General features: G+C 42.4%; 14 protein-coding genes. 5 read left to right on the forward strand and 9 right to left on the reverse strand.

Annotated features, from left to right (window positions below):
• Positions 1-70 precede the first annotated feature (70 nt).
• The 9 genes from QZ379_RS03575 to feoB form a co-directional block, all read right to left on the reverse strand.
• A complete protein-coding gene (locus tag QZ379_RS03575; protein WP_291558448.1) occupies positions 71-751 on the reverse strand; it encodes an ATP-binding cassette domain-containing protein in 681 nt (226 codons plus the stop codon).
• 3 nt (positions 752-754) lie between these two features.
• Positions 755-1,366 carry a bifunctional phosphoribosyl-AMP cyclohydrolase/phosphoribosyl-ATP diphosphatase HisIE gene (gene hisIE / locus QZ379_RS03580; protein ID WP_291558450.1) on the reverse strand — a complete coding sequence of 204 codons (612 nt, stop codon included), beginning with the start codon at positions 1,364-1,366 and terminating at the stop codon, positions 755-757.
• Between the two features lie 34 nt (positions 1,367-1,400).
• Complete coding sequence (gene hisF, locus QZ379_RS03585) at positions 1,401-2,156, reverse strand: imidazole glycerol phosphate synthase subunit HisF (protein WP_291558452.1); 756 nt, start codon at positions 2,154-2,156, stop codon at positions 1,401-1,403.
• A 2-nt stretch (positions 2,157-2,158) separates the two neighbouring features.
• Complete coding sequence (hisA, locus tag QZ379_RS03590; protein WP_291558454.1) at positions 2,159-2,896, reverse strand: 1-(5-phosphoribosyl)-5-[(5-phosphoribosylamino)methylideneamino]imidazole-4-carboxamide isomerase; 738 nt, start codon at positions 2,894-2,896, stop codon at positions 2,159-2,161.
• Positions 2,897-2,909: 13 nt separating this feature from the next.
• Entirely contained in the window at positions 2,910-3,500 is a 591-nt protein-coding gene (gene hisH, locus QZ379_RS03595) for an imidazole glycerol phosphate synthase subunit HisH (protein ID WP_291558456.1), read from the reverse strand.
• A gap of 126 nt (positions 3,501-3,626) precedes the next feature.
• The gene (locus QZ379_RS03600; RefSeq protein WP_291558458.1) at positions 3,627-4,613 is read right to left on the reverse strand and encodes a DNA/RNA non-specific endonuclease; all 987 of its coding nucleotides are present in this window, start codon (positions 4,611-4,613) and stop codon (positions 3,627-3,629) included.
• Positions 4,610-5,071: a hypothetical protein gene (locus tag QZ379_RS03605; RefSeq protein ID WP_291558460.1), complete on the reverse strand. Its 462-nt coding sequence runs from the start codon at positions 5,069-5,071 to the stop codon at positions 4,610-4,612. Before QZ379_RS03605 ends, QZ379_RS03600 begins: the two co-directional genes overlap by 4 nt.
• A 263-nt stretch (positions 5,072-5,334) precedes the next feature.
• Positions 5,335-5,505, reverse strand: coding sequence for a FeoB-associated Cys-rich membrane protein (locus tag QZ379_RS03610; RefSeq protein ID WP_291558462.1), 171 nt, complete (start codon positions 5,503-5,505; stop codon positions 5,335-5,337).
• Positions 5,506-7,986: a ferrous iron transport protein B gene (feoB, locus tag QZ379_RS03615; RefSeq protein ID WP_291558464.1), complete on the reverse strand. Its 2,481-nt coding sequence runs from the start codon at positions 7,984-7,986 to the stop codon at positions 5,506-5,508.
• A gap of 178 nt (positions 7,987-8,164) precedes the next feature.
• On the opposite strand from feoB, the gene tilS reads away from it, so the two are divergent.
• The 5 genes from tilS to QZ379_RS03640 all read left to right on the forward strand — a co-directional run.
• Positions 8,165-9,448: a tRNA lysidine(34) synthetase TilS gene (gene tilS, locus QZ379_RS03620; RefSeq protein ID WP_291558466.1), complete on the forward strand. Its 1,284-nt coding sequence runs from the start codon at positions 8,165-8,167 to the stop codon at positions 9,446-9,448.
• Between the two features lie 207 nt (positions 9,449-9,655).
• Positions 9,656-9,832 (forward strand): histone H1, encoded by a 177-nt coding sequence (locus QZ379_RS03625; RefSeq protein ID WP_291558468.1) that lies wholly within the window; start codon positions 9,656-9,658, stop codon positions 9,830-9,832.
• 116 nt (positions 9,833-9,948) lie between these two features.
• Positions 9,949-14,406 carry a DUF5113 domain-containing protein gene (locus QZ379_RS03630; protein WP_291558470.1) on the forward strand — a complete coding sequence of 1,486 codons (4,458 nt, stop codon included), beginning with the start codon at positions 9,949-9,951 and terminating at the stop codon, positions 14,404-14,406.
• Between the two features lie 12 nt (positions 14,407-14,418).
• On the forward strand, positions 14,419-15,141 hold the full coding sequence (locus QZ379_RS03635; protein ID WP_291558472.1) for a DUF5932 domain-containing protein: 723 nt from the start codon (positions 14,419-14,421) through the stop codon (positions 15,139-15,141).
• The coding region (locus tag QZ379_RS03640) for an AbgT family transporter (protein WP_291558474.1) at positions 15,131-15,785 on the forward strand (655 nt) is incomplete at its 3' end. The genes QZ379_RS03635 and QZ379_RS03640, both read left to right, overlap by 11 nt.

Genomic DNA, 15,785 nt, shown 5'->3' on the forward strand with positions numbered 1-15,785 from the left:
ACGCAAATTTAGCAATAATAATCAATTCCTATTTGTTTTTATGCCATTTTTACGCTCCTGTTTGTCTTTTTTATGAATTTTGCTGCTCTTCTAACTTGTGTGACTCACATTTGTACACTTTGCCGGGGTATTCAGAGAGCAAATTCATGTTATGTGTGGTCATAATTATGGCAGAGCCTTGCGAACAGATTTCTCTTAGAAGTTCCACTATGCGGTGGCCTGTTTCTACGTCGAGATTTCCGGTAGGTTCGTCGGCCAATATCAGTTCCGGCTTGTTCAGAATAGCTCTTGCAATTACTATACGCTGCTGTTCGCCTCCTGACAGTTCGTTAGGCATCTTGTAGCCTTTGGTGTCCATCCCTACCTGGGTGAGAACTTCGGATATTCTTAACTGAATATCATTGTTGTTTTTCCACCCTGTAGCTTTAAGGACAAATTCCAGGTTTTCTTTTACCGTACGGTCTGTAAGAAGCTGAAAGTCCTGAAACACAATGCCTATCCTTCTCCTTAATGCAGGGATATGCTTTCTCTTGATGGTTTTCATATCATATCCCAAGACTGTTGCGTTACCGTCCTTTATGTCAAGTTCGCCGTAGATTGATTTCAGGAATGTGGATTTTCCGCTGCCCACCTTACCTATAAGATAGACAAACTCGCCGGGATTGATGCTGAAGTTAATACCCTCAAGAACTTCCTGCTCCTGCTGCCAGATGCTTACATTATTGTATGATATAAGTGCTTCTTCGCTCATCGATTAATGTTTTTTCCATGTCTCACTGTGGCGTTCCTTCAGTTCTCTTGCCAAATCTTCAATGCGGTAACCTTTTGAAGTAAGCAATACTATAAGGTGATAGATAAGGTCGGCTCCCTCATAAATCAGTCTTTCGTCGGTTCCGTTGCAAGCCTCGATTATTGTTTCAACGGCTTCTTCACCTACTTTCTGCGCCATTTTATTGACACCTGATTTGAACAGGCTTGTAGTGTATGATTTTTCCGGCATTTCTTCGTGACGCTTGTCGATAAAATCCTGAAGTTCTTTAAGGAACATGATATCCTGTTCGTTCTTTTCGCCCCAGCAAGTGTCTGTACCAAGGTGGCACACAGGACCCACAGGGTTTACCATAATAAGAAGTGTGTCGTTGTCGCAATCGGCCTTTATTGATACTACGTTCAGAAAGTTACCGCTTTCTTCGCCTTTGGTCCATAGTCTGTTTTTGGTGCGGCTGAAGAAAGTTACTTTGCCTGTTTCAACGGTTTTCTGATATGCTTCTTCATTCATAAAGCCTAACATGAGCACTTTCTGAGTGTAGTTGTCCTGTATGATGGCCGGAACGAGTCCGTTCATTTTGTCAAAATTCAATTCCATAAATTTATAAATAGTTTTTGGTTAATGTATAAGTTTAAAGTCTTACTGAAATACCTTCTTTATGAAGATACTCTTTCAGTCTCATAATAGGTATCTCTCCGAAATGGAAGACGCTTGCCGCAAGTGCCGCATCGGCTTTCCCTAAAGTAAAGGCATCCTTGAAGTGTTCCATCTTTCCGGCTCCTCCGGATGCTATAACGGGGATGTCGAGCGTGTCACTCAGATGTGCCAAAGCTTCGTTTGCGTATCCTGTCTTCACGCCGTCGTGGTCCATGCTTGTGAACAGGATTTCTCCTGCACCACGTTCGTTCACTTCCTTTGCCCATTCGTAGAGATATCTGTCTGTTTCCACTCTTCCTCCGTTCAGATAGCATTTCCATCCGGAGGCAGTGCTGCGGGCATCGATAGCCACCACGCATACCTGGGAGCCGAAATGTTTGGCTATATCATCTACAAGCTTCGGATTTCTTATGGCAGACGAGTTTATGGAAACCTTGTCGGCTCCGGCGTTCAACAGTCTGTCTACATCGCTCAGCTCATTGATTCCTCCTCCAACGGTGAAAGGGATGTTTATATGGGCTGCAATCCGTTTCACAAGGTCTGTGAATGTCTTTCTTCCTTCATGACTTGCTGTGATGTCAAGATACACAAGCTCGTCGGCTCCCTGTTCGCTATAGGCTTTTCCTAATTCCACCGGGTCGCCGGCCTGACGAAGATTGACGAAGTTTGTGCCTTTCACGGTCTGTCCGTCCTTTATGTCAAGGCATGGTATAATTCTTTTTGCAAGCATATTCAGTCCTGTTTGTCAGAGTTTGATAAATCGGCCAAATCTTTGAGTCTGATTTTGCCTTCATAAATGGCTTTTCCGAAGACTACAGCAGGAATGCCTGCCTCGTCAAGTCTGTAAATATCATCCAGACAGCTTACTCCTCCGCTGGCTATAAGATGCATTCCAGGGTGGTTGGCCATTATGCTTTTATAGAGTTCTATGGAAGGACCTTCCATCATTCCGTCCTTGCTTATATCGGTACAGAGGACTTTTGATACTCCTTTTGATTCGTATTCTTTCAGGAAATCTTCAAGCATTATGTCGCTTTCTTCCTTCCATCCGTTAATGGCGATTTTGCCGTCCTTAACGTCGGCTCCCAAGATAATCTGTTCATGGCCGTATCTGTTCAGCCATTTCTCGAACAGTTCCGGCTTCTTTACAGCAATGCTGCCTACGGTGACCATCTGTGCTCCGTTGTCGAAAGCTATAATAAGGTCTTCATCCGATTTTATACCTCCACCGAAATCAATTATAAGAGAAGTCCTTCCGGCTAACTGCTCCAGAATCCTGTAGTTGACAATATGATTTGATTTCGCACCGTCGAGGTCCACCACATGCAATCGTCTTATGCCGTATGCTTCAAATTCTTTAGCTACCTCAACCGGATTTTCGTTATATATTTTCTTTGAGTCGTAGTCACCTTTTGAAAGACGGACACATTTCCCGTCTATTATATCTATGGCTGGAATTATTTCTATCATAATAAAATATGTTTTATAGTTCTATGAAATTCCGCAGGATTCTTTCTCCCGTCTTTCCGCTTTTCTCAGGGTGGAACTGTGTGGCATAAAAGTTGTCTTTATGCAATGCCGAACTGTAAGGCAGAATATAGTTTGTCTGTGCAGCCGTGAAATCGTTTAGCGGAACATAGTAGCTATGTACGAAATACACATATTCGCTTTTGTCAAAACCTTTGAACAATGGGCTGACTGTATTGTCGATGGTGTTCCATCCCATATGTGGCACCTTGTCGTGATGATTTTCCGGACAGAATCTTTTTACTTCGGTGTCAAATATACCAAGGCAGTCGGTATTTCCTTCTTCCGAATATCTGCACATCAGCTGCATTCCAAGGCAAATTCCGAGAACCGGTTGTTTCAGATTCTTTATCAGGGTGTCAAGATTCTGTTCCTTGAGATATCTCATGGTAGTTCCCGCTTCACCCACTCCCGGGAAAATCACTTTGTCAGCTTTAAGTAGTGTTTCCTTGTCCGATGTAATGACAGGTGTTATTCCTATACGCTTTAAGGCATAGTCCACAGAGAATATGTTTCCCGCATTATATTTTATGATGGCTACATTCATATGTTTGTCTTATTTCTGGCTTCTTCATTCATTTTTGCAAAAGTAACTAAATAATATTGAATTCCTAACTTTTATGTCAAAAAGTTTGCTTTACGGCATATTTTATTACAACATATGATGCGATTATCATTTTTTAGGTAGATTTGGAATAATACTCTCTATCCTGTTTTCCACATCGTCCGGCAGTTTCGAGAAGAAGTCCATTCCTGTTACATTTTCCACACTGTCCACTGTCACCATGTATTTGTCTATATCTTGTGAATGGGCGATATTCCTGAAAATAAATCCCATTGCGATAGGGTTCTTTCTATTGTAGATAAGTACAACCTTGAAGAATCTGTCAGGTACGGCAACCTTGTGTCCACCTATTCTTTTCGGTGATTTGGAATCGAATATAGGGCCGCATGCGATGTATATCCTTCCGTATTTCTCTGCCCAATCTCTGCATAATTCCTCTAAATCGTTCCAGTCGCCACGGTTCAGATTGCCTGTCTGGGGACAGATGTTGCTCATGTAGAATGACTCTATCATAGCCTGTTTGCTCCATTTCATATCCGCTGCCGGAGCCATATGTCCCCTGTCATATCCGCTTTTAGTATAGTCTTTGTGTACCACTCTCGGCTCAGACAGGTCCGGGTCAGGCATGAATTTGTCGTATCTTTCCGTTTCTCCTTTGGTTTCTTCTCTGGTCAGTTCCCATGCCACCCAGTTAGGATTCTTATAGTATTCATTATACGAAACAGTATATCCAGTTCTGTAAAGCACTATCTCTTTTTTGTATCTCCTCGGATATGTATATACGGGTATTTCTAAATTCAGTTTCGGTGCTTCGACTGTGCTTGTTTCTGTATCGTTGCCTGTTCTGATGTTCTCAACTATTGGCTTAATGTTTTCCGCCTTCGAGATAAGTTCATCTTTCAGTTTGTCGGCCTCGTGTGCGGTCTTTTCTAATGTTTGCTGTATATCCGATTTGTCGGGCAGTTCTACTCTCATTCCGTTTGATGAGTAGATATAATATGCTCCTGCGCCTAAGATTATTGCTGTAAGTATCAGGAGTTTCCACTTCATACCGCTATTGCCTTTTTTCTTTCTTCTTTTATTTGAATGCTTCATACCAGTTTAAATCTAATTCTTAAAATACCTTCGTTGTAATCGTGGCTGATAATTTTGAATGTTCCTATTTCGGAGGTATTGTTTACGTGAAGTCCTATGCACAGGCATTCATCATAATCGCCTACTTTCACAATTCTGACAGTGTCTGATGCATTTTCCGGCAGTCGTTTCATGTCGAAGCGTCCTACGGCTTCTTTCTGCGTTATATACTCTACAGTCACGTCTAAGTGTTGGGCAATAACGCTGTTTACTGTTTCTTCTAATTTAGTGATGTCTTCGTCGCTCAATGGCTGAGGCAAGGCATAGTCCAGTTTACTTTTCTTCTTTTCTATATGTGCCGATACTGCTCTTCCGCATCCGAAGAGGTTTATCATTGTTCGGTTCACAATGTGTTCGCAGGTGTGCATAGGAGGGTATTCCTGCTTGTTGTGTTCATTTAACTGAGAGATTTGATTCATATTGGATATTATTTTTGTTTACTTTGCAAACATAAATAAAATTATTAATTGATGGACCTTAAAAAGGATTTAAATGGTATTTAAACAGTATTTAAAAGGCGTTTAAATCTTGTTCGAATGCTTACATTAAAATGATTTCATCGGTTCATTTTCTCTATATATAGATTATAGATATATAAAAACAGACTTTGTTTTTATAAATATAAGTTGTATTTACAAAAACAAAGTCTGTAGATAGAGAAAATGCCGGTTCGCTCAGAACTTTATTTCTTTACATTTTCCACTTTCTTTTCGCATGCATTTTTGAGTGCGCATCCGGCACATGAATCGCAGGCGGACTTACCTTTGCCGGATAACAGTCTGTATATGCGAAGTCCTACGAAACACATACACAGAATTATTATTATACCTATTATTATAGTCTGTATATCCATTTACAAGAAGAGTTTTCCGATTTGAAATACAAGGAAAGAAACTATCCAGGCCAGGACTGTAGTATATACAGCGGCAAATACAGCCCATTTCCAGCTTCCCGATTCCTGTTTTATAGCCACTATCGTAGCTACGCAAGGGAAATATATCAGAGTAAACAGCATGTAGCCGAATGCCACCAATGGGGTAATGTTCAACCGTTCGGCAAGGTTCTCACTGCTTACTTTCTCATCGCCGGCATACAACACACCTAATGTACTTACTACAAGCTCCTTGGCACCTACTCCGGAGAGTATTCCTATTCCCATCTTCCAGTCGAAACCGAGAGGCTCAATCACCGGCTCAATGGCTTTACCTATCTGGCCGATGTATGAGTTTTCCTGCTGTTCTGCCTGAGTGGAGTATTGCTCATGGTTCGGATAATATCCTAAGAACCATATGATGATGGATGCCACCATTATTATACCTCCCATCTTTTTCAGATATTGCACACCTTTCTCCCATGTATGTCTTAACACGGATTTGGCTGTAGGCATTCTGTAAGGCGGCAGCTCCATTACGAACGGCGTATCGTCATCCTTCACTATGAATTTGCTGAGTATCCTTGCCATGATTATAGCCAATATGATGCCGATACTGTAAATGCCGAGCAATACAAGGCTGGCGTGGCTCTGGAAGAAGGCTCCGATAAGTATCAGATAGATTGGCAGACGTGCGCTGCACGACATGAGTGGGGTGATAAGCATTGTGACGAGTCTTGACTTGCGGCTTTCTATGATGCGTGAACCCATTATGGCAGGTACGTTACATCCGAATCCCATGATAAGAGGAATGAATGATTTTCCGTGAAGTCCCATCTTGTGCATTATCTTGTCCATGATGAACGCCGCACGTGCCATGTAGCCTGAGTCTTCCATTATGGATATGAACATATACAGTATGAGGATGTTTGGAAGGAACACTATCACACCTCCCACACCTCCTATGATACCGTCAATGACAAGGTCTTTCAGAGGTCCTGCCGGCATGAATGATTCAGCAGCCTGCGCTATTACGCCAACCAACCATTCTATGGCCTGCATAGGGTAGTCGCCTATGACGAATGTACCTTCGAACATGATGTACAGGAATATGAAGAAGATAGGGAAGCCCCAAATTCTGTGAGTCACGATGCTGTCCACTATCCGGGTGAACATCTCTGTATTCTGGTTGTTGTCCGTATATGTTTCTTTCAGTGCTCCGGATATGAAACCGTACTTGGCGTCCGTGATAGCCTGTTCGCTGTCCTCGTTCATTACCGTCTTCAGCCTTTCAGCCTCTTTGTTTCTGATGTCTATTATGGTGTCGGCGTTAGGCATATCGGAAATGATACGGCGCTCTATATCTTTGTCGTTTTCAAGCATCTTTATAGCCAGAAAACGTGTGGAGTATTTATGCCTGATATTCTCTATCTTTCCGATTTCCTTTTTGACGGCCTCTATACTTCTTTCCAGTTCAGGACCATGGTTGATATGGATATGTCGGATAAAGTTCTTTGGAGTGAAATCGTTTTCCTCCTCCTTGTGGCTTCCGTATTTGTGGTCAGGCACATAAGCGTCGTGCCATTTGCGGTATTCCTGAAGAGCCTCGTTCTGTATCTCCTCTTTCTGTCCCATGAAGTCGGCACCTTCGTACAGCCCGATAATGACGTGGAACAGTTCGTCTATACCTTCGCCCGTGCGGCTTATGGTAGGTACGGCAGGTACTCCGAGCAACTGGCTCAGTTTCTTTATGTCAAGAGTGTTGCCGCTGTTTTGAAGTGCATCGTACATGTTCAGTGCGATGACCATTCTCACGTTCATGTCAATGAGCTGGGTTGTGAGGTACAGGTTACGCTCTATGTTTCCTGAGTCCACCACGTTGATTATCACGTCCGGAGTCTCTTCTATGATATGTTTTCTAACGTACAGCTCTTCCGGACTGTAGGCCGAAAGGGAGTATGTTCCCGGCAAGTCGACAAGTCGGAAATGATAGCCCTGGAAGTCGAAGAAACCTTCCTTGGCATCCACTGTTACGCCGCTATAGTTGCCTACATGCTCATGTGCGCCTGATGCGATATTAAATAAGGAGGTCTTTCCGCAGTTCGGGTTTCCCACCAAAGCTACGTTTATAGTGCGTCGTTTCCCTTGTGCAAGGGCTTTCATCTGTTTTTCAGTTACAGGGATATTTTCCGATATCGGGTCGTACAGCGATGTAGCCGAATTGGTGTTGCGTGCTTCTTCCTCACTGATAATTTCTATCATTTCCGCTTCCTGACGGCGTAATGATATCTCGTATCCCATTATTTTGTATTTGATAGGGTCTTTAAGCGGAGCGTTCAGTATCACTTCCACGGTTTTCCCTTTGATAAATCCCATTTCGATTATCCTGCGGCGGAAACCTCCGTGTCCCAATACTTTTACTATAACTCCTTTTTCTCCGGTTTTGAGTTCAGATAGTTTCATTGATTTTGTATTTTTCGGCAAAGATAGAAGATAGTAACTGTTTATGCAAGCTATTTAGATTGTTTTTAAATAATAAAGTTTGTCTGGCGGTTTTCTCCTAAAGGATATTATTCTTCTGTTGCAATAAAATATATGCTGTTTTATACGTTGTCCGTCCAAAAATGCATACATTTGCAGTATGTTAAAACGAAAGATAGAAAGATATATAAACGAGAAAGTGCTGTTCGGTCGTGATGACAGGCTGATTGTTGCTCTTAGTGGCGGTGCCGATTCGGTGGCTTTGCTTAGGGTTCTGTTGTCGTTGGGTTATGACTGTGTGGCTGCACATTGTAACTTCCATTTACGTGGTGAGGAATCGGACAGGGATGAGGCTTTTGTCAGGGCATTGTGTACGGAAGTTTCTGTTCCTCTTGAGGTCGTGCATTTCCAGACAGCCGATTATGCAAGGAATAATGGATTGTCGATAGAAATGGCTGCACGTGAACTAAGATATGCCTGGTTTGATGAAATCAGGCAAAAGCATGAGGCTGCATATATTGCCGTGGCGCATCATAAGGATGACAGCGTGGAAACATTCCTGCTGAATCTTTCGCGTGGTACAGGAATAAACGGTCTGAAAGGGATAATGCCTAAGAACGGTTTTATAGTAAGGCCTCTGCTTGAAGTGGGGCGTGAGGATATTTTAGAGTATCTGCACCGTTTGAATCAGGATTATGTTACGGACAGCACGAACTTGGAGAATGTATATACCCGTAACAAGATAAGGCTCGACATTATACCTTTGTTCAAGCAGATAAATCCTTCATTCTGTGATTCTGTTTCAGAAACCGCTTCGCGTCTGGCCGATGTGGCTGCTGTTTACAGACATGCTATGGCTGCATCATTGGAACGTGTAATGCTTGCTCCGGATACTGTCTCTATAGAGAAACTGATGAATGAGGTTGCTCCCCAGGCTGTCCTGTTCGAGTGGCTTTCGCCATTGGGATTTAATTCATCGCAGATAAAGGATATAGAAAGAAGCTTGAAGTCTACATCCGGAAAAATGTTCTATGCAAATGAGTGGACATTGCTGAGGGACAGAAACAGCCTTTTGCTGAAGAAAAAGGATTCGGACGATGATAACGTCAAACTCAGTGTGAGAAGGCTTAAGGCAGATTCCGGATTTGTGGTTCCAAAGAGAAACGATATAGCCTATATTGATGCGGACAAACTATGTGGTGAGCTTAAACTGCGAAAGTGGCAGTCCGGCGACAAGTTTGTTCCTTTCGGAATGAAGGGATTCAAGAAAGTCCGTGATTATCTTCGCGACAGGAAGCTTTCGTTGTTCGAGAAAGAGAAAGTGATGGTGGTTACTTCAGGCGAAGAAATAGTGTGGCTGGTAGGCGCGAGGACTGACAATCGTTTCCGTATTGATTCCACCACGGTAAATGTTTTGGAGATTGAGGTGGTTTGTATAAAATAGTATTTTCTTCATCATTTTTTTTCTGTTTTGTAAAAAAACGGAACATACTAATAGATAATAAGATATAAGATTGTGACTTTTTGGTTAAATGATGTAAAATATTATATCTACCATGATGCAAATCCAAGTTTTTGTATTTACTTTGGGAATACTAAGCGGTTTATTATAAACGGTTTTGGTATTTAAAAATTTAATAAATTATAATTTATGAACGAATTAATTGTAAAGATTCAGGAATTGAGCGCAGCTCTTATTGCTGATGCTACTCAGCAGGCTGAAAAAGGTAACAAAGCTGCAGGAACACGTGCACGCAAGGCATCTTTGGATTTGGAAAAAGTGTTGAAAGAATTTAGAAAAGTTTCTTTGGAAGAATCTAAGAAATAATGTTTGGGCAACGCTTTATTTAGAGGGTTGTATTACTTCGGCTAAGTGGGAGTGATACAACCTTTTTGTTTAAATGATTGTATCTATTTATTCTAAATAATATAATGGAGGTGGATATGAAGAGAATCTTCGATTTGTTGGTTATGTTTACGTTGCTTATGGCCGTTTTTTCATGCCATAGGTATAGGGTAGATGATGCCGTAACTTCTGAGATTGATTCTTTGAATACACTTTCATATCATTTGAGGTACAAGGACCTTTCCAAGTCAGCGTCTTTGGCGGAACAGGCATATCAGTTGGCCGCTCCGAACTATTCGGTATATCCTGAAGTGTTGAACAATATGGGCTTTTGTGCATATATGAAAATGGATTTTGAGAAATCCATGAAACTGTTCACCTCGGTCGTCGAATTGTCGGACAATGAGGTCGAGTGTCTTGTGGCAGATGTGGGGCTGATGAAAATCTGCCAGCGGACATCTTCAAACAAAGAGTTTTATGACTACAGAAACAGGGCGCAGAGGCGTATCAAGAGGATTAAGCAGGACAAGGTGGTGGAAACAGATTCTGTTCTTTCCGCCCGTTTCAATTATGCCTTGTCTGAATTTCATATTACGTCCGGAGTATATTTCTACTACTTACAGCAGGAAAAAGAGTCTTTGTCGGAAATCGATGCCATAAATGTAGACAAGATAGAAGCAGATACAGCCCAGTTCCTGTATTATATGTATATGAGGGGCTCAGGCGGTATGTATTCCGCAGCAACACCGGAAGATATTGTGATAGGTGAGTTTGGCTATCTTATGGACTGCCTCAGATTATCACATGATTTGGAATACAAGTATTTTGAGGCTAATTCCCTGCAGGCTATGGCAGAGATTCTTAACTTCAGATCTAACAGGAACTTGCTCTTGCAGAAGCGTAAAGGGTGGCTGGAAATTGTAAATGAGGACGAATGTCCGGTTGACAGTCTGCCGCTTAATCTTGCGGAACGTTCGTTGAAACTATTCCGTGAATATGGCGACTGGTATCAGATTTCGGGGGCATACAGAACAATGGCTACATATTATAATTATACCGGTACGCCGGAACGTGCACTTCCATTGCTTGACACTGCGCTTCAGTTAGTGAATAAGCATCACGAAAAATATTATGCCTGCACCGATACTACCGACAGACTGAAGACCTGCATAAAGGATTTCCCTTATTCACTGGAACTGAAATGGATAAACAATGATGGAATAAAGACTGTGCCTGAGTGGATTGCACGACTAAGGGAGCAGCTGAGCCGTACTTACTCCGCCATGGGTATGAAACCTCAGTCCGATTACAACAGAAACATCTATCTTGACATTCTTGACTATACGCGCCAGGACAAGGAACTGGAAAGCCGTTATGCAGCACTTGACAGAGAATCGTATCTTCTTAATATACTGCTATTGATGGTGGTGCTTGGCTTTTTTATCCTTGCCGTTGTTCTTATTCTGTTGAACAAGTTCTGGAGAATACGCAATAATCTGTATATCGACAAACTTAATAAGGTTCTGTTAGTATGCCGTAATATTACTGCTGCCGTACCTGAAGAGGCTTCCGGTCCTGAGGATGTGGTATGCGCAGTGGAGAAGGCGGTAAGACTTGATGTGTTAAGCATAACCGGGTCTGATGATTTGTGGATAGAACTGTTGTCGTCCGAAAACGATGGTGAAAGGCCCGAATGGGTGGTAGACGGAAAAACTCCGGTTCTCGACATGACTGCTCCCGGCAAGAATGAGTCTGTAGGGCGGTTGTGGCTCAAAAAGAATGGTAGGTTAAGGCGTGACGAACTGTCTATGATGAGGCTTATCACTCCGTATATGGCATGGACTTTGGAGAACGGATTGAATCTGATGATGCTTGCCGATACCAGAATACGTCTGGAACAGGAAGAATATATCCACCGTATGCATATAGCCGACAATAAGCGGCAGAACGAAATGAAGAAAGCCTGTGTGGCTATAGTGAACGGTATTGTGCCATACATAGACAGGGTGATAAACGAGGTGAAGAAACTCAGAAATGCCTCGTTTGCCAAGGATGATGCCGTGAGAAACGGAAAGTTACAGTATATAGACGAACTGTTGTCTAAAATCAACGATTACAATGACATCCTGGCTGTATGGATAAAGATGAAACAGGGTGATATAAGTCTGAATATTGAGAATTTCGATCTTGACAGTCTGTTTTCTGTCATAGCAAAGGGCAAGCGTGCTTTTGAGATAAAAAAGCAGACTCTGAATATCCACGATTCTGATTTGGTGGTAAAGGCCGACAAGGCTCTTACTCTGTTTATGATAAACACCCTTGCTGAGAATGCACGTAAGTACACTCCGGCAGGTGGGGAAATAACTCTTTCTGCCGTTGAGGGTGAAAACTATGTGGAGGTTTCTGTAAAGGATAACGGACCGGGCTTGTCATCGTCGGATGTAGACCGTATCCTGAAAGAGAAAGTATATGATTCCGGCAGCATAGGTATGGAAACGGCAAGCAATTCTGCCGAATTGACAAAGCAGAAAGGGCATGGTTTCGGACTAATGAACTGCAAGGGGATTATCGACAAGTATAAGAAGACAAGTCCTGTGTTTAGCGTATGTACGTTCGGTATCGAAAGTGAACCGGGAAAAGGAAGCCGTTTTTATTTCCGTTTGCCTAAAGGTGTAAGGAAAGTATTGTCCGTAATAGCATTGTTGGTTTCATTCTCATCCGCGTTTGCAGCTTCGGCAGACTCTTCTTTAAATACTGTTCCGTCTGTAGAAGAAAGTTATGTTGTGACCGGGTATGACAGTCTTTTGTCAATAGCCAATACTTATGCAAATATGGTTTACGAAAGCAACGTCAGGGCAGATTATCAGAATGCATTGACTCTGGCCGACAGTGCTTTCCATTATATGAATATGCACTATCTGAAGTATTCAGGCAGGAAAGGACCATTGCTTGATACTAATAGCAAGGATGATGCTCCGGAGCTGGTATGGCTGAACGATAGGTTTGATACTGACTATTATATAATCCTCGATATCAGAAACGAAGTGGCGGTAGCCAGTCTTGCTGTCAAGAACTTTTCAAAATATTATTACAACAACAAGGCTTATACTACATTATACAAACAGATAAGCGAAGATAAATCACTGGAACACTATTGCCAGAATATGCAGAAATCTGCAAACAACAAGATGGTGGCGATAATGCTTTTCGTGGTACTGATTGTTGTAGGTTTAGTGGCCTACTATGTGATATATCTCCGACGCATGCTGCATTACAGGTATAACATGGAGCAGGTTCTTACCATCAATCAGACAGTGTTTTCCGCATCTGTCTATGGCGAAACTCCTGAAAAGACTTCTGAAATCTGTTCAAGAACCGTCGATACATTGTTCCGTGATATCAATGAGCTGATTACCATCGAGAATCTCGTAATAGGGATATTTGACGAAGCGGACGGCAAGTTGGAATATTCATGGTATTCTGACTGTAGTGATGAAACTCTTTTGGATAAGCTTGATAAATCGTATATTCGCAGAAGTATTATATATGACCGCGACAAACAATGGTTTTTTCTGCCTTTGCGTGTTGATTCCCCCAATGAGGTGAAGTGTATAGGGGTTATCGGACTGAAGTGCGATGAAAAGTCGGTACGCGAGGAAGACAGGATTTTGCTTGAATTGGTGAGTGAGTACCTTGGCGTGGCATTGTATCATACAATAGTCCAGGTGGAGAAACGTTTTCAGGACATTGAACTTGCCAAGGATGAAACAGCAAGGGCCGAACATGAGGAAAATACCTTGCACGTTCAGAATCTTGTGCTTGATAATTGTCTTTCGACCATCAAGCATGAAACTATTTATTATCCCGGAAGACTTAGGAAGATAGTGGAAGAGGTGAAAGACGGTTATGCCGGAGATGGTGACGCAAGGAGCATGGAAACAAGGCTTGGCGATATGGACGAATTGGTGACATATTATAAAGAAATATTTACACTTCTTTCGTCGTATGCTTCACGTATGCTTGATGGAGTAACATTTCGTCGCTCGTTTGTAAATGTTTCAGACCTTATGGCTTATGCAGAGAAATATTATCGCAAGTCGGTAAGGCGAATGTCTGACTATCCTGACTTGAGAATCTCTGTAGACAAAGAATATACGGTAGTTGGCGATGAAATCCTTCTGCGCTTTATGTTTGAGAATCTTATAAATGAAGCATTGAGGTACAATGGATGTGGTGAGATATCGTTGTATGCAGGAGCTGAAGATGGTTTTGCCAGATTTGACTTTGTTGACAGAAGGCGTAATTATACACAGCAGGAACTGAATCTGCTGTTTTATCCGGACAGTGCCAAAGTGAAAAGGTCGGATAACGGAGATGTGCTTTCCGGAGCTGAGTACCTGATTTGCAAACAGATTATCAGAGATCATGATGAGTTTGCCGGACGAAGAGGATGCAGGATTAATGCAAAGGTGATGGACGATGGAAAAGGTTTTTCAGTATGGTTTACCGTACCGTTGAAAAACAGTAAAAAGGAAGAGTTTAAAATTGAAATTTAAGATACACACAATATGGAAAAGTTTAAAGTAATAATAGTTGAGGACGTAAAGCTTGAGTTGAAAGGTACGGAGGAAATCTTCCGTCATGAGATACCAAATGCCGAGGTGATTGGAACAGCCATGACAGAGGCTGAATTCTGGTCGCTGATGGAAACGAAGACTCCAGATTTGGTATTGCTGGATCTTGGATTGGGCGGTTCCACCACAATAGGCGTGGAGATATGTGCACGACTTCACAGAGAGAGGCCTGAAATAAAGGTTCTTATATTTACAGGGGAGGTGCTTAATGAGAAATTGTGGGTTGATGCTCTTAATGCAGGTGCCGACGGTATAATTCTGAAGACCGGAGAACTGTTGACGGCCGTTGATGTGCAGGCCGTGATGGAAGGTAAGAAGCTTGTATTCAATTATCCTATTCTGGAGAAGATAGTGGCACGATTCAAACAGAGTGTTGCTGCGGAACAAAGACGTCAGGAAGCCATAATCAATTATGATATCGATGAGTATGACGAACGTTTACTCCGCCATCTGGCTCTTGGATATACCAAAGAGATGATAACAAATCTTAAGGCTATGCCGTTCGGAGTGAAATCAATCGAGAAAAGACAGAATGAACTGATAAACAGACTGTTCCGTTCGGACGAGAGGGTAGGCGTGAATGCCTGCAGGCTCGTGACACGCGCATTCGAACTCAGAATACTTGATATCGACAATCTTGAACCTGATGAGGAATAGAAGCATAATACATCCCGCTACAGTGTTTTTCCTACTCTGGTGGCTCGTGGCTGTGCTTTCATGGGTGGGTAGTGTATATGCATGGAATGGAGTAAAGAATATAATAAGTACGGAAGCGTTAAGATGGTTTCTCAGATATACAGAAGAGAATCTTATGTCGTCGCCGGCTCTTTATATTGTAATAATTTTTTTCATGTCAGTAGGACTGTTTACGCATTCCGGCCTGGGCGGTGTGTTGTGGCGTATTGTCCGACGGGAGAGAAAACTGTCCGGTAAGGAAAAGAAATCGCTCGTGTCAGCAGCATTTGTGTCAGCAGCATATTTTACTGCATATGCACTGTTGGCCTGGGGGCCGTGGAATATCGTCCGTGGAGTAACGGGCAGGTATGTCGATTCGCCACTGCACGACGGAGCGCCATGCATATTGTCGATAGGGATAGGGCTTGCGTCAGTGATTTATGGTTATAATTCTGACCATTATCGCAGCGACACAGATATAGTGAAAGGTATGTCATACATGTTTTCGCGCTTTGCTCCGTTCATGGTTTCACTGTTTTTTGTCATTCAGTTTATGGCGGCATTTAACTATAGCGGTTTACCGGTATGTATGGGGCTTGATGGCGTAACTATGGACTGGATTTACC

Origin of the sequence: Bacteroides sp. (assembly GCF_019417265.1) — a bacterium.
Lineage (GTDB): Bacteria > Bacteroidota > Bacteroidia > Bacteroidales > Bacteroidaceae > Phocaeicola.